This window comes from Gammaproteobacteria bacterium, assembly GCA_021648145.1.
Taxonomy (GTDB): Bacteria; Pseudomonadota; Gammaproteobacteria; order JAADGQ01; family JAADGQ01; genus S141-38.
Genome location: JAKITI010000005.1, coordinates 79,828 through 97,783, shown reverse-complemented (window position 1 = coordinate 97,783; position 17,956 = coordinate 79,828). Strand labels below are relative to the sequence as shown.

The window sequence follows — 17,956 nt, the reverse complement described above, 5'->3', positions numbered from 1 at the left end:
AGTTATTCCAACGGCTCTTCGGGAAGCTCAGCCCGACCTGTTTCAGCCTGCATTCTCAGCAGCAGTGCCAGCGCCAGAGCTGTGGCCGAAATGGCCACCACGATGCCGGTAATCACCATGGCGTGCGGAACAGGATCCGGTGCGCCCCCATCACTACGAGCCGCGAGTGCCACCAATACCAGAAACACCCCACTGCCCATCACATTAAGGGCGAGGATCTTGCGCAGCAGGTGCGGGTGAATAATCAAAGCGTAGAGACCCAGAGTAAACAGTCCGGTTCCGACCAGTGCATAGAGGAAAGCGGCGTTCATCTGCGCTCCTCTGTCTCCGGTCGACCACCCAGAAACAGGGCGGCCAAGGTAATACCAATAGACACGGTGGCTGCGGCCTCGATCAGCAGTATCAGTGTGGCGGCAAATGAGGGTGGGTATTCCAGTAGCTGCCCCCCTTGGAGTATTGCCACGACCCCCACCACCACAAACACTCCCAGCCCCATGACCAGCACAATACGTAGTGATAGTCCCGTAAATTGAGCTTCAATACGCCAACCCGCTAGCAACAACAACACCCCGGCTGCCCCCAGCACCGAACCGGCCTGAAAGGCACCGCCCGGCGCGTGGGAACCAACCCACAGCAGGTAGCCAGCTACTAGAATCAGTAACGGAACCAGCAGGCGCGATAGCATATCCAGCACTGGGCCGGGGGATGGCTCGTGGCGTTCCTGAATGCTCCCGAGTGACCAGATTCCCAGCAGTGCCAGCAGCAGCACAGCCAACTCTAGCAAGGTGTCGTAAGCACGGAAGTTAAGCAGCACCGCAGTGACCGGATTGCTTACACCGCTGGTGTCGAGTTTTAACGCGACCTGTTCACTCAAACCAGGACTCAACGCTGGCAGGCTCAGTATCGCGTAGCCAAGCCCTGCGGCCAGAACAGAGAGTAGCCCCACAAGCAGCCACCGAAACAGCTGTGGATGTTTAGCCTCATCAGTCATGCTTTCCGCTCTCCCTGTCACGCTTGTGGCGGGTCTCTGTTTTGTTTTTTGATTCGAGCCTTGCTAGTGCCGCCAGTAACAGAGCACCTGTCAGACCCGCGCCGATAGCCGCCTCAGCCAAGGCGACATCTGGGGCATCAAGCCGCACCCAGGCCAGCGCCATCAACAGCCCGAAGGCGATAAACAGCACAATCGCCCGAAACAGTTCTGGACTTGCCAGCGCCTGCCAGGCCAGCCATAACAAAGCGACCCCCAGCACGGCATCGAATGCCTGCTGCAACAGAGTTACCGCTTCCACGGTTTAATCCCTCTTTGCCGCGCTGTGGTGGCCACTAAATGGGCAATACTGGCGCCCGCGAGCAACACCAGCCCCCAGATCAATAGCAGCTTGCCCGCAGCGGCCAGTGATTCCGCCTGCAGGGCAAGGGCTACAACCACCAGTCCCAGCCCCACGTTGTCAGCCTTGGTCAGCGCATGCAGGCGGGTATAGATGTCGGGGAAACGCAGCAGGCCAACGGTTCCCGCCAAAAAGAATATCGCCCCGGTAATCAACAGTAGTGATGTCAGGGTGTCAGTCACGGTTCTGCTCTCCAGCTGCCCAGATACGTCGCACAAAGGCAACGGCGGTTACTGCCGCCAGCAGTGCGAACACCAGCGCCACATCACGCAACGGTGGCTGATCAAACGCTTGCGCCAGCAGCAGCAGAGAGGCCACCGCAGTGGTGCCAAATAACTGCGCTGCAAGCATACGGTCTGCCGCTGTCGGGCCGCGCAATACGCGCCACAGCCCGGCAATCAACGTCAATAAGAGAAACAGCGCCACGCCCAAATACAACAGCTCCATCGCTCACTTACCCCCGCAGCGGTCTGTTTCCAGCAACTTAATTCCAAACACTCCGGCCACCTGCTGCTCCAATACCTTCAATGACTCGGTAAACGCAACGGTTTGATCGAGCACATGAACGTGCAGATACTTCTCGCTTAGCTCGGCGCTCAACGTCCCTGGCAGCAGGCTTACGGTGTTGGCCATAAAGAGTCGAGGCAGCCCTGGTGGCAATCGCCATGGGTAATCAAACACTCCTGGAGAGATTGGCAGCCGTGGATGTAGGGCTCGTCTGGCCACGTCCGCTCCGCCACACAGGGAGCGCCAGAGAAAAAAAGGTACAAATCGTACAACTCCGAGCAAGGAGCAGGAAAAAGGGGGCAGTAGCGCCATGCTGGCCAATGTCGCCAGCACCACCACTGGCGCGCCAACCAGCCATGAAGCGGCCACGCCATCAGTGAGTATCCACCAAATCAGGGCAAACAGAACAGCACGTAGCCATCCGTTCTGCAAATAGAAAAATATTGACTTTTGCGGAGTCAACTCTAAACTTTGTTTTCGATCAATTGTGCACATAATCAATCCAACATGTTTAACTAAGGAGCGGTCACGAAATAACTTACCTATTGTGCGATCCCTTTAAAACCAGATTAAGCTTCCTTTAACCACTGGGCAACATCTTTGGCAAAATAGGTCAAAATTCCATCGGCACCGGCACGTTTCATTGAAAGCAGTGATTCGAGTACAACGGCCTTTTTATCTAGCCAGCCATTTTGAGCTGCGGCCATTAGCATGCTGTATTCCCCGCTCACTTGATAAACAAACGTAGGCACAGCTAACTGTTGCTTGATTTTATAAACAATATCCAGGTAAGGCATGCCAGGCTTGATCATCACCATATCTGCGCCTTCATTTAAATCAAGCGCAACCTCTCTGAGGGCTTCATTGCTATTGGCAGGGTCCATTTGGTAACTGTATTTGTTGCCACTTCCAAGGTTAGCACTGGAACCCACAGCATCCCGAAAAGGGCCGTAAAAACTGGAGGCATATTTGGCTGCGTAGGCCAGAATTCGTGTATTACGAAAACCTCTCTCTTCCAGCGCATTGCGTATACGGCCAATGCGGCCATCCATCATATCGGAGGGTGCGACAACATCAGCACCCGCTTCGGCATGTGATAGCGCCTGTTTGACTAAAACCTCAATCGTCTCATCGTTTAGTACATAACCTTTTTTATCAATGAGTCCATCTTGGCCATGAGTCGTGAAGGGATCCAGCGCAACATCCGTGATGACTCCTAGCTCAGGAAACTCTTTTTTTAGGGCGCGTACGGCACGTTGCGCTAACCCTTCAGGGTTGAAGGCTTCAGAGGCATCTTCAGTTTTACACTCTTGAGGGGTGACTGGAAACAGAGCCACCGCAGGTACGCCGAGTTGAACAAGTTGCTCCGCTTCTTTTAGTAATTCGTTAATACCGACTCGCTCCACACCCGGCATTGAAGATATGGCTTCGCGCTTTGTTGGTTCGTTCAAGACGAACATGGGATAGATCAGATCATTTGCAGTGAGCACATTTTCACGCATCAAACGACGAGAAAATTCATCAAAGCGCATACGACGCATACGGTTATTTGGGAATTGGCTTTGAAGAATAGTAGGCATGATAATTCCTAGGAAAATTGATTTATTATGCTGCATGTGGAGTTGAAAATATGATCAATATCTCCAATGCCTTGAACGGTGTGGAGTCTGTTTTGTGATTGATAGTAATCCGTTAGCGGCTTGGTTTGCTGATTAAATACATCAAGTCGCTTGCTGATGGTTGACTCATTGTCATCCGCGCGGTGCAACAGGTTGCCGCCACATTTATCACATTTTCCATCGTTTTCTGGCGGTGTGGTGTAAATATTATAGACCTGCCCACAATCTTCGCAGGTACGTCGTCCAGTAATTCGTCTAAGCAAAATATCAAAATCAACACTCAAATAAATAGCGCCTTGCAGAGGTTGGTTCAGCTCTTTTAGTACCTCACCAAGAGATTGAGCCTGGCTAATATTTCTTGGAAAACCATCCAGAATAAAGCCCGAGTGAGTATCAGGCTCTGATAGCCGCTGTTTAATCATGCCGAGAACAATTTCATCCGAGACCAGTTGCCCCGCATCCATCGCAGTTTTAGCTTCTTGGCCAAGAGTTGTTTTTTTAGCAACCGCTTCCCGTAATAAATCACCTGTCGCAATTTGTGGTATTCCAAATTTTTCAACAAGTAGCTTTGCTTGGGTGCCTTTGCCTGACCCCGGTGCCCCTAAAAAAACGATTCTCATAGCGAATACCTCTTTGATTGAATATTGCAAATATTATAATCGAAACTATGCCTGATTTGGCAATAAAACGACATGATTTATATTGTGTTTGATTGCATTTTTGAGATTTAGCGACGAGAACGCTATAATTCGTTGCGTTTCATAATCTTTTCTATTTCCAATCTTTATAAAGTTATACACTCATCGTAAGAACAGGATGGTTTGTTCTCGGTGAAGTGAACAATCAAACAGGAGAAATTAAAACAATGAGTTTAAATGCAGTCAGTGTGGGCAAAGATGTACCTAACGATGTCAATGTCATTATCGAAATTCCTGCTCATAGTGATCCAGTAAAGTATGAAGTAGACAAAGATAGCGGTGCACTATTTGTTGATCGTTTTATGAGCACAGCCATGCACTATCCTTGCAATTATGGTTATGTGCCAAACACTTTATCTGATGATGGTGACCCTGTTGATGTATTGGTCGTGACACCATTTCCTTTAGTAAGTGGTGCGGTCATACGCGTACGCCCAGTCGGAATGCTTCGCATGACGGATGAAGCAGGTTTTGATGCAAAATTGATTGCAGTGCCTGTTGATAAGCTCAGCAAGATTTACTCTAATGTCAAAAAACCTGAAGATCTTTCGCAACTGTTACTCGACCAGATTACTCACTTTTTTGAACATTATAAAGATCTGGAGCCTAATAAATGGGTTAAAGTGGAAAATTGGGTGGGTGTAGATGAAGCTAAAGCTGAAATTATTGAAGGTGTTAAGCGTTACGAAGATTCGCTGAAGTAATTTTCATAATTCAATAATAAAAAAGGGAGTGTGAGCTCCCTTTTGTGTGTGTCATGGGTTATTTTTTATTGCTTCTTGAATACTGCCATAACTGCGTATCCAGGGCTTGAAGCTTGCAAGTGAGACGGGAAGATTGTTGATTGCTTTAGAGGCAAGGTCACGATTTTCATAACTTCCATAGAACATCACGTATAAATTTGTACCATTACGTTCAAAACCTAAGTAGGTGCTTTGATCCATGAGTTGATTGTCTTGGATAAAGTCAAGCATCGCCTCTTTTTTGCTGACTGCAAATATCTGTAAAGTATAGTGCTCTTCGTTTTGTTTGTTAACCCACTCTTTGTTTTTTATCGCAGGTGTTTTTGTCGTCTGTTTTTCTGTTTGAACAGGCACAGCTTTTGTTTGTTGTATTGTGGTAATCGGTGGCTTTGATATGGGCTTAGGGGTATTGACTATTTCCTGAATAATTTCAGGCTCTGCTTCTTTGGGGTGCTGCGGTGTTTCGGTTGCGGTGGGTTCTGGCGTTGTTTGTTGATTGGTGGTGTTAGGTGGTATTTGACTTGTTGCCGAATAAGAGTTGTTTGAATTTTCTGTTATTTTGTTCGTGGCAATAGGTTGCTGTGTCGTCTTGTCAATTGTGGGTAATATAAGTGCTTCTGTGTGTTGAGTGGTTGTTTCATCGGTAAAGTGGTTACTGATGATGCTTTGTAAAATAAAAATGAATGCAATAACGCTGGCAATCAGTATGACTGGAATAAGCCTTTTTGTATTCCACATATTTTTAATTTTTTGGACAAAAGCTAAAGTCGGCTTTTCTTCTTGTGATTCTTCTGTCGTTGTCTCAAATGCAAATAATGCCAGCTCTTCCTGTGAGTTAATGGTTTGGCGGGCTAATGTATTGATGCGTTCAGGCAGCCCTTCTGATTGTTTATAAATTTTTTTAATTATTGCAGGTGTAAATAATGCGTGGTTATGATAATTGGCTGCATGCAGGCGATGCAGAATATACTCTTTCGTTTGATGTTCATCAAAAGGTGGGATTTCAAATGTATGAAGAATGCTCTGTTTTAGCGCTTTAAGGTCTGGATGTTCTAATGTTTCCTGGATCTCGGTATCCCCAGCGATCACGATGTGCAGAGGCTTGCTATGTTGCTGGGTATGACGAACAATCGCTTCTATGCATTGAAGGCACTCTATGTTTAACTTGTGAGCATTATCAATGGCTAGGATTGTGCGTAATTTTGTTTGTTGCAGATCTTTGATTGCATCAAGAATTTGATGTTTTAAAGGCTGTTCAGGTTCTTTTTGAGTCAGATCAAGGCCGAGGACTTCAGCGATTGACGTGAGAAACTGGATCTCATTTTTTATATCAGAAACATCAATTAAATTGACCGAAGCATTCTCTTTGGCTTGAAGTAAAAACTGCTTGAGTAACATTGTTTTTCCAGCCCCTGGCTGGCCGATGATTAATAATATTTCATCCAGTGATGTAAGGTGTAATAAAAGACGTAAGCGCTGAATACGGGTGTGCTCAGGGTAAAAAAATTCAGGAGAATCTGTATCATCAAAAGGCTCTTGCGGGAATTGATCCAGCCCCAAATCAGGAGATAAGTCCGATGCTAATCGGTTACTGTCATTCATATTTAACTCCTGTGAATACGCATGTTAGGTTTAATTTTCTGAGAATACGACACGAAATCCCTTTCTTAGCATCAGATCGCGTTGTTGAGTCAGTACTTTTTGTCCGTGCAACTGATCTTTGCAAAGTTCACGTTTGATGCGTCCCGCCGCGCCTTGATAACCGACCTCTTTAATAAAGACCCAACTGCCGAGTAAATCTTGCTGTACCAATAGGTGACAAAAGCGAAGGGGTTGGTCTTTTGGGGTTATTTGCATGTAGATGCGCATTTACAGTTTTTTCGTATAGAGCCGATAGAACCAAAATATACAGATTTTACCTGATTAATCAAGCGGATTAACTTTTCACTTCTTAACTATTATAAATGGTGAGTAAAAAATGGATTTTTCATCGACATCAGAGCAACTGGATATTTTTAGGCGGTGCGTATCACTCAATACGGAAATTTACAAAATGGTGCCGCTGACGAAAAGGATGCGATTGCTCTCTTCAAATGCAAGCTGTGCAGCTGCACGAGCAGGCAGTCATGGAAATACTTTTAGGGTCTTGACGCAGGATATTCAGCTACTGAGTGATGATGTTTCTCACTGCATACTCAGCACCCGAAAAATTATTGATGAGGTTGTCTCTCTCTCTTCCAAAGTCGTGACGCTGGATAATAATAAAAGAATGTTTCAACGTATTCTTGAAAAACACGAAGCCTCAAGCGATAAAACACCCAGAGAATTTTTTAGCCATTCAGTCGATAAAATGAAAAAAAATGAGGCCTTGGAGGTGGAGTCATTGAAGAGGCAATTTAAACGGTTGCAGGAGCAACTTTCTCCACTGAAGGAACTATCAAAAAAAGGACAATACCTTTCGGTATATTCTGCTGTAGAAGCAGAGGTCTCTGAAGGCGGGGGTGAGAGCTTTCAAGCGGTGGTAAATATGTTGCGTTCACTGGTCAAAATATTGAAAGATCAATCCAGTAAAATCACTTCTGTGCTAGATGAAATTATATTAATCGTTGAATTAAAGACAGCATGAACTACTTCATTTTAGGGATAAATAAATGATAAAAAAGCAACTTTTTAGCAGAAATGGCCATGTTTGGAGTGTCATTGGACGAGATAAAAACAAGCGTGATGAAGTTATTGATACCAATCAATATTTGATTGAAAAAAATGGTAAAGGTTTGTTGCTTGATCCGGGCGGAATTGAAAATTTTTCGACAACGGCTGCAGAGCTCTCTAAACATTTTGATTTGCGCAATCTGGATAGTCTCTTTGCATCACATCAGGATCCCGACGTTATTTCGTCATTAACATTATGGGTTCAGGCGATGCCTCATATTAAAGTGCATATGCCGAGTGTATGGGTCGGGTTTATTACGCATTTTGGGGTGTTGGAGGAAAATATCAATGCAATACCTGATAAAGGTGGCATTGTGATGCTGGAAGATTTGCCATTGCAAGCATTGCCTGCACACTATATGCATTCATCGGGAAATTTGAGTCTCTACGATGCTGAGGCAAAAATTCTGTTTTCGGGAGATATTGGTGCGGCGTTGTTACCCGAAGATAACGATGATCTTTTTGTAAAAGATTTTCAAGAGCATATTGGTTATATGGAGTATTTTCATCGTCGCTGGATGCCATCGAATGAAGCCAAGTCACGGTGGGTCTCTATGGTGAGAAAACTGGATATTGATATGATTGCACCGCAGCATGGTTCTATTTTTCAAGGAGAAGATGTTGCGCGATTCCTGAATTGGCTGGATGCATTGCGTGTCGGTAATGGTTGGGATGAATGGGAAAGTGCTGAGTTAGAAAAAGCGGAAGCTGAAAAAACGAATGAAATGGTGATGGCTTTATAGTCAGCACCTGTTATACCTTGCTCCCATGGTTTGTGCCATGGGAGCTGAGTATTGTTATAACTTAATTCCAAGACGACTCCACAATTCATCCACACGCTTTTTAACGGTTTCATCCATCTCAATAGGCACGCCCCATTCACGGGTGGTTTCACCTGGCCACTTATTGGTCGCATCAAAACCCATTTTGGAGCCTAAACCTGAAACGGGTGAGGCAAAATCCAAGTAATCAATGGGTGTATTTTCAATCGTGGTGGTATCGCGCGATGGATCCATGCGTGTTGTCATGGCCCAGATCACATCCTTCCAGTCACGAACGTTTACATCATCATCCGTTACGATGACAAATTTGGTGTACATGAATTGTCGTAAAAAAGACCAGATTCCTAGCATGACTCGTTTGGCATGGCCAGGATACTGTTTTTTAATGCTGACAATTGCCATACGATAAGAACACCCTTCAGGCGGCAGATAAAAATCAACAATTTCTGGAAACTGTTTTTGCAGAATGGGTACAAACACCTCATTCAATGCAACACCCAGAACAGCAGGTTCATCAGGTGGTCGGCCGGTATAGGTGCTGTGGTAAATAGGATCGCTGCGACTTGTGATGCGTTCTACTGTGAAAACAGGAAAAGTATCCACTTCATTGTAATAACCCGTGTGGTCACCAAAAGGGCCTTCAGGGGCTTCTTCACCCGGCTCAATATAGCCTTCAAGTATAAATTCAGCGCTGGCAGGGACTTGTAGGCCATTGGTTTGAGATTGGACGACTTCAGTTTTTGAACCACGCAACAAACCGGCAAAGGCATACTCTGATAAAGAGTCCGGTACGGGAGTGACAGCGGCCAGAATAGTGGCAGGGTCTGCTCCCAGCGCAACAGATATTGGAAAACGCTCTCCTGGGTGAGATTGTTGCCACTCTCTAAAATCCAGCGCGCCCCCACGATGTGAGAGCCAGCGCATGATTAATTTATTGCGGCCAATCACTTGCTGGCGATAAATGCCTAAGTTCTGGCGCTCTTTATGTGGCCCTTTGGTAATCACTAACCCCCATGTGATTAATGGTCCTGCATCACCTGGCCAGCACGTTTGAATAGGCAGTTTGCCTAAGTCGACATCATCACCTGATTGAGTAATGGCTTGGCATGGTGCGCTTTTAAGCTCTTTGGGAGCCATGTTCAATACTTGTTTAAATATGGGCAGCTTGCTCCAGGCATCTTTCATGCCTTTAGGTGCTTCAGGTTCTTTAAGGTAGGCAAGAGTCTTTCCCACTTCACGTAAGGATTCTACTGAATCTTCACCCATGCCTAACGCAACACGGTGCGGGGTGCCAAATAAATTGGCGAGTACGGGGGTATTAAACCCTTTAGGGTTTTCAAACAGTAATGCGGGGCCCTTTCCACGTAGTGTGCGGTCACATATTTCAGTCATCTCTAAGTAGGGGTCAACCTCTTCAGTAATGCGTAGAAGTTCACCCGATTTTTCGAGTTGCTTAATGAAGTCGCGCAAGTCTTTATATTTCATAGTTCAGGATTTATGCTTATGAGTGGCTTATTTCACTTAACTTTTTACTAACAAAAGCATTCAAGCTCAACCCTGATTGTCTTGCCCTAATAAAAAGATTGCGGTGTAACTCAGGTTTGATACGCATAACAAATTGCCCTGAAAATGGTTTGTTGGGCTCTTTTTTTTCTGCTGCACAATCTTTGATATATTCGTCAACAGTCGCATGAAATGATTGTTCGACCTCAAAAACATCATTGCCATCAAAAACTAAAATATCTCGAGTGTTAATAACCTCACCAATAAATGTTTGGTCTTCATCACTGTATCTTATTACAGATTCATACCCTTTGTATTTCATGGCTCTATACCTCGCTCAATAAACAGTTTTCGAATAGCACGAACCTGATAAGGTTTTAATTCTTTATGAGGATGAGGTGTATGAATATTTAGAGATATATCGCCTAAGACTATACGTACCCTCGAACCATCACCTTGTCTGATCTGGCCATCCACACCCAACATTAGTTTTTCAATGTCAGTCCATTTGATATTTTTTTTAACAGGAGTATCAAACAAGTTTTTTAGTGCTTTTTGTTGTTTGCTATTCATGGATTAATGATACTGTTTAATAGTATCGTTTGGAAGTTATTTTTCGATTATTCTTAAATATAAAGTGTTCGATTGAAGCAGTAATTAATATCAGTAACTAAAAGTTTTGAGTGAGAGGGCGCTATTACATAGAGATCATTATTTATTAAAACAAGGAATGTATTATATGAAAGCGCTCTTCACTCCTGCGATAGCAATTATGAATAAGTTATTGTACGCACAAAAAATACTCCTGATTATTGTAATATTTTCCATGGCAATACTGGAGGAATTGTATCAAGTTTTTTTTGAGGTGAAAGGTTCTCAAGAGCATTTAGCTTCAGGTTTGCTGGTATTTACCACGGTGCTGGGGTTATATTTTTTGATTGGTTTTTATTACAGCATGATGGGCACAATTAATGAGCTAAAAGTAAGTTCACAAAAAATAGCAAAAGGTGATCTCTCTGTACGTGTGACGTGTGATGCAAAAGATGAGTTGGGTGAGGTCGCGCGCTCTTTTAATGACATGGCCGAGAAGTTTACGGGTGTGGTGAATAAAATCATGGCATCAAGCAAGCATTTGTCCGATGCTACAAGAGAGCTGAGTATGACAGCGACACAAACCAGTGATGGTTTGTCTGCACAGCAGCAGCAAACTGAGCAGGTGGCTACAGCAATTACTGAAATGACTGCTTCAGTGTTAGAGGTGGCGCGTAATGCTGAGCAGGCATCAACAGCAGCGCATGAGGCGGATAGTGAGGCCACTAAAGGCAAGGGTGTGGTTTCAAGTACCGTAGAGGCGATTGAAGCGGTCGCATCTGAAGTACAAAAAGCATCTGTTGTTATTGATTCTTTAGAAAAAGACAGTGAAGGCGTGGGTTCGGTGCTGGATGTGATTAAAGGTATTGCCGAACAGACTAATTTATTGGCGTTAAATGCGGCGATTGAGGCTGCTCGGGCAGGAGAACAGGGGCGAGGCTTTGCAGTGGTGGCTGAAGAGGTTCGAACGCTCGCCAGCCGTACTCAGGAATCAACCCAGGAAATTCAGGAGATGATTGAAGGCTTACAATCTAATGCCGCGAGTGCTGTAAAAGTAATGAACAGTGCGCGTGAGCGAACTGAGAGCAGTGTAGAGCAAGCGGTGCAGGCGGGTTCTTCGTTGGATTCTATTACCCAGGCTGTTAATACTATTAACGATATGAATGCTCAAATCGCCAGTGCCGCTGAACAACAAAGCGCTGTCTCAGAAGAGATTAACAGCAGTGTTGTATCTATCAGTGAGTTATCATCCCAAACTTCGGTCGGTGCGGAGCAGACCAGTCGCAGCAGCGAAGAGTTGGCTCGATTGTCTCAAGAATTAGAGGGTATGGTAGGGCAATTTAAAACGGCTTGATACCTAATCCTGTTTTGTTTATTGAGTTTGACTGCTTGCCTGAGCATGGGAACCAGAAAAGGTTGTTCTGGTCATCAGGCGGATAATATAAAAAATTTCTTTTACTTTACCTTGATAGTAGGGTAGAGTTAACTTCGCTGGTAGAGATTACAGCAGCTATAATTTATGTTTATACAATTTCGAAGATAATGCATTTAATATCACATCTTGTTTGCTACGTAAGTAATTCCTGCATCTTTCAGCACCTTATCAATTTGGTGTCTGACACCATTCAATTACAATCAACTAAAATATTTGGAGTTTGCTTATGGCAACCACGACTGGTCGCGTAAAATGGTTTGACGAAAAGAAAGGCTTTGGCTTTATTGAACGTGAAGATGGAGCGGATGTTTTCGTTCATTTCAGAGCGATTACAAGCACAGGTTATAAAACTCTTGCTGAAGGGCAGGAAGTTCAGTTTGAAGTTGAGCAAGGACAGAAAGGTCCACAAGCAGCGAACGTTTCTGTTCTTTAATACTGCTTGAAAGGAATGAGCACTGAATAGCTTATACAAATTACGTTGAAACTTTGCTCCAGTGAAATCAATTTGAACTGGAGCCAAAGGGCAAGTTAAATGTAGAAGTTATTTCGTGCTCGTTTTTGTATATATGGATTTGCCAACGACTGATATCACGTTTTTTAATATTTCATATTTAAATTTCTCATGCAGCAAGCCCTTGGAACAGAGCGCGAGCGGCAATCAACAGCGGTAGATTACTCTTCTGAGTGGTGGCTACCTGACTTACCTTCATCTTGGATCTGTCTCGCTCTAAGATTTATATCTCTTATTTTTTTAGTGTCATTTTTATGTTTGCCTGCCAAATTTGCTTGGGCCGATATCAATATTGAAATTGATGGCATTGATGACTCTACGATAGAGGATCAAGTTCGTGTTTATATTGGTCAGCCGGTCAGTGACAAAAATGAGGATGTTGCTACTTTTGTCAAGATGATCAAAAAAGAGTCATCGAAAGCCTTGCAAGCAGTGGGTTATTACCTAAGCTCAAGTACAACCCATGTCATCAAGCAACAAAACGATACAACGATTCGTATCACTATTCATCTCGGCCAGCCGGTACGAGTGGCTCGTGTCCAATTTATTCTGGATGGTGAAGCAAAAGAAGATCCTGAATTTTTAAAGTTTCTGGCAAGCAACCCCCTTTCCAAAGGCAAGATTCTTAATCATGGTGACTATGAAAAATATAAGTCATTATTCAGTAAATTAGCACGTTCTCGTGGTTATTTTGATGCGGGTTATTTAAAACATCGTATTGAAGTAATACCAAAAAAACTGCAAGCAGATATCTTGTTGCATTTTGATAGTGGGCGGCGTTATCAAATTGGAGAGATCATTTTTGATGAGAGTCCGATCAGCCGTGAACGCTTACAGGAATGGGTTCCATTTCCACTGGATGCCCCTTATGAATCAAAGTATCTAAGCATGTTGACCAACTCTCTTCGTAGTAGCGGCTATTTTAAAAGTGTAAGAGCCGAGCTTCAGCAAGAGGCCATATTTGATGAAAATAAAATTCCATTGCATGTGAAACTGGTGCCCAATAAGAGAAATTCAGTCAGTTTAGGCTTGGGTTTTGCCACAGATACAGGGGCGCGTGGGCAAACTGATTGGTCTCGACCTTACGTGAATTCCCGAGGTGATTCAGTCAGAGCTAGAATTGCAGTTTCGCAGGTGGCTCAATCTTTGAGTGCTGAATATAAAGTTCCCTTTTCTAAACGACCCGAAACACGTTATCTGAAAATTAAGGGTGGAATACAGAAAGAGATTCTGGATGACAGTGAAAGCAGGTTGAATACAATTTCTTTATTGCGCCACTCACGTTCACTGGAAGATTGGCAAAAAGTGCTTTCACTGCGTTGGGAGCAGGAGCGTTTTAAAGTCACGGGGGAGGCGTGGCAAGAATCGAACCTTCTGCTGCCTGGAATGAGTTGGTCTAAAACGGTTCAGCAGTCAGCCCGCCTGGCAGAATGGGGGTATCGTTATAATCTGATATTGCAAGGTGCCAGTCGTCAGTTAGGATCTGATATTGATTTACAAAAAATAACCGCTTCGGGGAAATGGTTGTGGAAGTTGAGCCATCGTCACCGCTTTCTGAGCCGAGCCGAGCTGGGTTTTTTGAGTACCAATGATTTTAACAAAGTTCCCATTACTCACCGTTTTTTTACAGGAGGGGATCAAAGTATTCGTGGCTTTGATTATCAAACGGTTTCATCGAAGAGTCAATTGGTCGGTGGGCGTTATTTGACGGTAGGGAGTTTGGAGTACAACAACTATTTTTCACAAAACTGGGGGTGGGCGGTCTTTGTTGATGCGGGTCGTGCTTTCAACAAAAATAGTGATCCTGTTCGCAGGGGAGTGGGTTTCGGGATGCGCTGGAATTCTCCGATTGGCTTGTTGCGCATTGATGTTGGGTTTGGCATCAGCGAAGAAAAAGTCCCCAAACGTTTGCATATCTCTATCGGACCTCAGCTATGAAACGGTTGTTGATTCGAATCACGGCTTTTTTGTTGCTACTGACTTTGAGCGCTCTGATGACTTTGGTCTGGATTGTTGGCAGCCCTATTGGCAGCAATTGGGTGATTAATCAACTTAATGAGTTCGAGTCTCGGTTGACAATTGATTATCAGGCAGGTTCTTTATGGTCGGGTTTGCAGATAAATTCATTTCACTGGGACGATCAGAGTAACGTTGTAAAACTGGAAAATATTCACAGCCAGTGGCATTTGTCATGTTTGTTGAAAGGTACGCTCTGCATAAAAAACCTGAGTGCAGATAGTGTTGTTGTGCACATCAATCAACCCAAAGATCAAAACAAACAGGTGATTTCATTACCCAATATTGTTGTACCGATTGCGATTGAATTGGATGAACTAAAGATCACGCGTCTGGAAATTCACTCATCAGGAAAGCAGTTTGATATTGACGATATTGCTTTACAAGGTGCGCTCAAGGGTGACCAGTTGGTGGTTAAACATCTCAGTGCAGATTATCAAAAATATACGGCAGAGCTTTCGGGGTCGCTCCAGTTGAGTGGTGACTATCCTATGGATATTAAAACTCAGGTGGTTGCTAGGCAGTTACTTGAAGGTCAGGATGAAACTCTGAGTTTAAGGTTATTTAATAGCGTCAAAGATGTTGAGTTTGAGGGAGATCTCTCTGGTGTTGTGGCGTTAATTTTTAATGGAAATGCAAAGCCACTTGATGAAAATTTACCCTATTTTTCCAATATTCAGTGGCAACAATTAAGTTGGCCATTGATAGGTGAATCCGATTTTAGTGCTCATCAAGGGCATATTAATATTCAAGGTGAAAAGTTTGATTACAAAATAGATCTGAATACAAAAATGACAGGGAAAAATATTCCTGAAAGTACGATTCATGCAAAATTGGATGGAGATTTTCAGAAAGTGGAGGTCATACATCTGGTCGCTAAAACTTTGAGTGGAGCAGTCACTCTTGATGGGTTGTTATCGTGGAAAGAGCAATTGAAATGGAAAGGTTCTGTTCAGTTTTCACAAATTAACCCTGGAGTCTATTGGCAAGATTATCCTGGTGAGTTAAATGGTGAAGCACAAGTTTCTGGGTTGGTGAATGAGGGCAATCTTCAGATGGCCGTCAAAGATATGTTGGTTTATGGTGAGTTTCGAGGTTATCCATTGAAGCTCAATGCAGACGTGGAGCAAACATCAGAGGGGCATATTTTTATCAATGAGGCATTGCTTGATATGGGTGATAACAAACTGTTTGCCAAAGGCTCATTAACCGATCAATGGGATCTTACGGGTCATATTAAAGCACCTCAATTAGATATTTTTTCATCCGATATGGGCGGGCAATTGTTGGGCTCATTTAGCATTCTGGGGAATACTAAAAAGCCTGATGTTCAAGTCAGTTTAAAGGGTGAAAATGTTCGTTATCAGGATAACAGTATTGGAGACTTGGAGCTGCAAGCAAAAATCAAATCGTTGGCTGAAAATGAGAGCCAGATTGAATTGGTTGCTCGTGAAATCAAGGCCGCGAATATAGCGATTAATCAGAGCCATATCCAGCTAAAAGGAACACGGAGCAAACATTTATTGCAGTGGGTTGTTGAATCAGAAGAGCATCAAGTTGATGCGACACTGGAAGGTGCGATATCGCAACAACAAGGGTGGAGTGGAGTGGTGAATTCTGCTCAAATAAAAAGCATGGGAGAGCGTTGGAGCCTTGTTGATTCGGTGGCTCTTTCATGGCGTACTGAGGCCAGCTTGTTTCATGTGGAACCACACTGCTGGCAGCAAAAGCAAGCCGAACTTTGTCTGCTGAATCAATTAACAACCTCAGATGATGAGGAGGCAAGAGTCACATTGAGTGGTTATGAGCTTTCTGAGTTAAAAAAATGGTTACCAGAAAAACTGATGTTAACGGGTGTCATGAACGCATACAGTCATACGGTTTGGAGAGACCAATCGTTAACGACAACGCTATATGCGGAGGTTAATAACGGTGAAATTGAATTTGAAGATGATGAGTCAGGTGAATTTGCTGTATTTAAGTATCAAAAACTCGCTGCAAAAGTGGAAGCAAAACCAGAGCAATTCGAGGTTGATTTTACTTTGCTGTCAAGGGCATTAGGCGATGCTGAAATGAATTTAGTGATTGATCCTAAACAACAGAATAAGCCTGTTGCGGGTCTTGTACAGGTTGACGGATTAAATATTGAGTTTTTGCGTGGCTTTTTCCCCAAACTTAAAACACTGACTGGCATTGTCAACGCGACAGGAAAAATTGAAGGCACATTAAAGAGACCCGCTTATATTGGAAGAGTTGCTTTAGAGAGTTTGACGATTGATTCACCCAGCCTGCCCATTGGAGTCGAAAATGGTGACATTAATTTTGATCTAAGCGGTGATAAAGGTGTATTTCAGGGGGCTTGGCAAACGGGAGGTGGGCCAGTGGCATTAAGTGGTTCTGCTGATTGGAGTCGCGCTGCGTTTCAGGCTGATTTGACGATTACAGGCGAGCAACTGGCAGTTCAGTATCCTCCTGTTATTGATGCGAAGGTTTCTCCCGATGTAACGATTCAAGTGCGCTCTCAAAACATTGATATTAAAGGAAAAATTGAAATACCACAGGGCAGAATCAAGCTAAAAGAGTTGCCTGAAAATGCAATAGCACTTTCAAGTGATGTGGTTATCATTGACGAAAGTAGTGAATTGGAGGCAGCCGGTTCTTCAGCCTGGAGAGTCAATACCAATCTATTATTGACTCTGGGCCGTGATGTGCGGCTTTCAGGTTTTGGATTGCGTGCTTTATTGGCAGGAGAACTAAGAATCATACAGGCCAAAAGTGGTGAGCCAGAAGCCTACGGTGAAATTTTTGTAGTCGAAGGAACGTATAAGGGGTATGGGCAAGATCTGGAAACTGAAGGAGGGCGAATTGTCTTTGTAGGGCCGCTAGATTCCACTGCACTTGAGATTGATGCAGTACGAAAAACTGATGATGTGACCGCAGGGTTACAGATACGAGGCACCGTTGATCAGCCTGATATCAGCTTGTTTTCAGAGCCACAGCAAAGTGAGGAGGATACGCTGGCTTATATTGTATTAGGTCGTCCAACATTAAGAAGTGAGGCGGAAGGGAGTGTATTAGCGAGTGCAGCGCTATCGCTAGGAGTGAAAGGTGGGCGAAGGATTGCAACAAAAATTGCAAAAAAACTGGGTATCAGAGAATTTGAAATTGAAGCATCAGAGCAGAAAGGGCAATCTCAAGTCGTTTTCAGTGGTCGTCTGTTGCCTCATTTAACGATGCGCTATGGAGTCGGTGTGTTTACGCCAGAAAGTACCTGGACGCTCCGTTACGACTTGACTGAAAGATTCTATATTGAGACGATTCAGGGTCTGGAAAGTTCGCTCGATATTTTTTATTCATTTGATTTTCAAAGTGCGCGGGGGGCTCTGTTTAAGTAGAGTGTAGTGGTGGAGAGAGTAGAATTATTTTAGGTATCAATGATTTGCTTGAATCT

19 protein-coding genes and 1 pseudogene are annotated in these 17,956 nt (G+C 44.0%); 7 read left to right on the top strand and 13 right to left on the bottom strand.

The annotated features are described in order from the left end of the window. Window positions 1–2: 2 nt before the first annotated feature. The 8 genes and pseudogenes from L3J70_04645 to L3J70_04610 all read right to left on the bottom strand — a co-directional run bounded on the left by L3J70_04645 (window position 3) and on the right by L3J70_04610 (window position 4,134). On the bottom strand, window positions 3–311 hold the full coding sequence (locus L3J70_04645; protein ID MCF6235651.1) for an NADH-quinone oxidoreductase subunit K: 309 nt from the start codon (window positions 309–311) through the stop codon (window positions 3–5). Beyond that, complete coding sequence (locus L3J70_04640; GenBank protein MCF6235650.1) at window positions 308–991, bottom strand: sodium:proton antiporter; 684 nt, start codon at window positions 989–991, stop codon at window positions 308–310. Before L3J70_04640 ends, L3J70_04645 begins: the two co-directional genes overlap by 4 nt. A gap of 73 nt (window positions 992–1,064) precedes the next feature. Then, window positions 1,065–1,274: pseudogene (locus L3J70_04635) on the bottom strand (DUF4040 domain-containing protein). Between the two features lie 2 nt (window positions 1,275–1,276). Beyond that, a complete protein-coding gene (mnhG, locus tag L3J70_04630; protein MCF6235649.1) occupies window positions 1,277–1,570 on the bottom strand; it encodes a monovalent cation/H(+) antiporter subunit G in 294 nt (97 codons plus the stop codon). Next, window positions 1,563–1,835 (bottom strand): monovalent cation/H+ antiporter complex subunit F, encoded by a 273-nt coding sequence (locus L3J70_04625; protein ID MCF6235648.1) that lies wholly within the window; start codon window positions 1,833–1,835, stop codon window positions 1,563–1,565. Before L3J70_04625 ends, mnhG begins: the two co-directional genes overlap by 8 nt. Before the next feature lie 3 nt (window positions 1,836–1,838). Continuing rightward, on the bottom strand, window positions 1,839–2,390 hold the full coding sequence (locus tag L3J70_04620) for a Na+/H+ antiporter subunit E (GenBank protein ID MCF6235647.1): 552 nt from the start codon (window positions 2,388–2,390) through the stop codon (window positions 1,839–1,841). Between the two features lie 74 nt (window positions 2,391–2,464). Beyond that, a complete protein-coding gene (gene hemB / locus L3J70_04615) occupies window positions 2,465–3,475 on the bottom strand; it encodes a porphobilinogen synthase (protein ID MCF6235646.1) in 1,011 nt (336 codons plus the stop codon). A gap of 8 nt (window positions 3,476–3,483) precedes the next feature. Beyond that, window positions 3,484–4,134 carry an adenylate kinase gene (locus tag L3J70_04610; protein ID MCF6235645.1) on the bottom strand — a complete coding sequence of 217 codons (651 nt, stop codon included), beginning with the start codon at window positions 4,132–4,134 and terminating at the stop codon, window positions 3,484–3,486. Window positions 4,135–4,379: 245 nt separating this feature from the next. Between L3J70_04610 and ppa the strand changes: the two genes are divergently transcribed. Continuing rightward, window positions 4,380–4,916, top strand: coding sequence for an inorganic diphosphatase (ppa, locus tag L3J70_04605; GenBank protein MCF6235644.1), 537 nt, complete (start codon window positions 4,380–4,382; stop codon window positions 4,914–4,916). Between the two features lie 51 nt (window positions 4,917–4,967). Here ppa and L3J70_04600 read toward each other — a convergent pair whose 3' ends face one another. Both L3J70_04600 and L3J70_04595 read right to left on the bottom strand, forming a co-directional pair. Continuing rightward, a complete protein-coding gene (locus L3J70_04600) occupies window positions 4,968–6,557 on the bottom strand; it encodes an AAA family ATPase (GenBank protein ID MCF6235643.1) in 1,590 nt (529 codons plus the stop codon). Window positions 6,558–6,587: 30 nt separating this feature from the next. Beyond that, window positions 6,588–6,812 (bottom strand): hypothetical protein, encoded by a 225-nt coding sequence (locus L3J70_04595; protein ID MCF6235642.1) that lies wholly within the window; start codon window positions 6,810–6,812, stop codon window positions 6,588–6,590. Window positions 6,813–6,933: 121 nt separating this feature from the next. On the opposite strand from L3J70_04595, the gene L3J70_04590 reads away from it, so the two are divergent. Both L3J70_04590 and L3J70_04585 read left to right on the top strand, forming a co-directional pair. Then, window positions 6,934–7,581, top strand: coding sequence for a hypothetical protein (locus tag L3J70_04590; protein MCF6235641.1), 648 nt, complete (start codon window positions 6,934–6,936; stop codon window positions 7,579–7,581). Between the two features lie 25 nt (window positions 7,582–7,606). After that, on the top strand, window positions 7,607–8,410 hold the full coding sequence (locus tag L3J70_04585) for an FprA family A-type flavoprotein (protein MCF6235640.1): 804 nt from the start codon (window positions 7,607–7,609) through the stop codon (window positions 8,408–8,410). A 54-nt stretch (window positions 8,411–8,464) separates the two neighbouring features. On the opposite strand, the gene ubiD is transcribed toward L3J70_04585, so the two are convergent. The 3 genes from ubiD to L3J70_04570 are packed head-to-tail and all read right to left on the bottom strand — an operon-like array spanning window position 8,465 to window position 10,525. Continuing rightward, window positions 8,465–9,934, bottom strand: coding sequence for a 4-hydroxy-3-polyprenylbenzoate decarboxylase (ubiD, locus tag L3J70_04580; protein ID MCF6235639.1), 1,470 nt, complete (start codon window positions 9,932–9,934; stop codon window positions 8,465–8,467). Between the two features lie 16 nt (window positions 9,935–9,950). Next, window positions 9,951–10,274, bottom strand: a complete 324-nt coding sequence (locus tag L3J70_04575; protein MCF6235638.1) for a type II toxin-antitoxin system HicB family antitoxin — start codon at window positions 10,272–10,274, stop codon at window positions 9,951–9,953. Beyond that, window positions 10,271–10,525: a type II toxin-antitoxin system HicA family toxin gene (locus L3J70_04570; GenBank protein MCF6235637.1), complete on the bottom strand. Its 255-nt coding sequence runs from the start codon at window positions 10,523–10,525 to the stop codon at window positions 10,271–10,273. Before L3J70_04570 ends, L3J70_04575 begins: the two co-directional genes overlap by 4 nt. 166 nt (window positions 10,526–10,691) lie before the next feature. Here L3J70_04570 and L3J70_04565 point away from each other — a divergent pair, with 166 nt between their 5' ends. The 4 genes from L3J70_04565 to L3J70_04550 all read left to right on the top strand — a co-directional run bounded on the left by L3J70_04565 (window position 10,692) and on the right by L3J70_04550 (window position 17,900). Next, a complete protein-coding gene (locus L3J70_04565; GenBank protein MCF6235636.1) occupies window positions 10,692–11,897 on the top strand; it encodes a methyl-accepting chemotaxis protein in 1,206 nt (401 codons plus the stop codon). A gap of 307 nt (window positions 11,898–12,204) precedes the next feature. Further along, window positions 12,205–12,411 (top strand): cold-shock protein, encoded by a 207-nt coding sequence (locus L3J70_04560; GenBank protein MCF6235635.1) that lies wholly within the window; start codon window positions 12,205–12,207, stop codon window positions 12,409–12,411. Window positions 12,412–12,600: 189 nt separating this feature from the next. Next, window positions 12,601–14,427, top strand: a complete 1,827-nt coding sequence (locus tag L3J70_04555; protein ID MCF6235634.1) for an autotransporter assembly complex protein TamA — start codon at window positions 12,601–12,603, stop codon at window positions 14,425–14,427. Then, window positions 14,424–17,900: a translocation/assembly module TamB gene (locus L3J70_04550; GenBank protein MCF6235633.1), complete on the top strand. Its 3,477-nt coding sequence runs from the start codon at window positions 14,424–14,426 to the stop codon at window positions 17,898–17,900. The genes L3J70_04555 and L3J70_04550 overlap by 4 nt, the downstream gene beginning before the upstream one ends. Window positions 17,901–17,956: the final 56 nt, after the last annotated feature.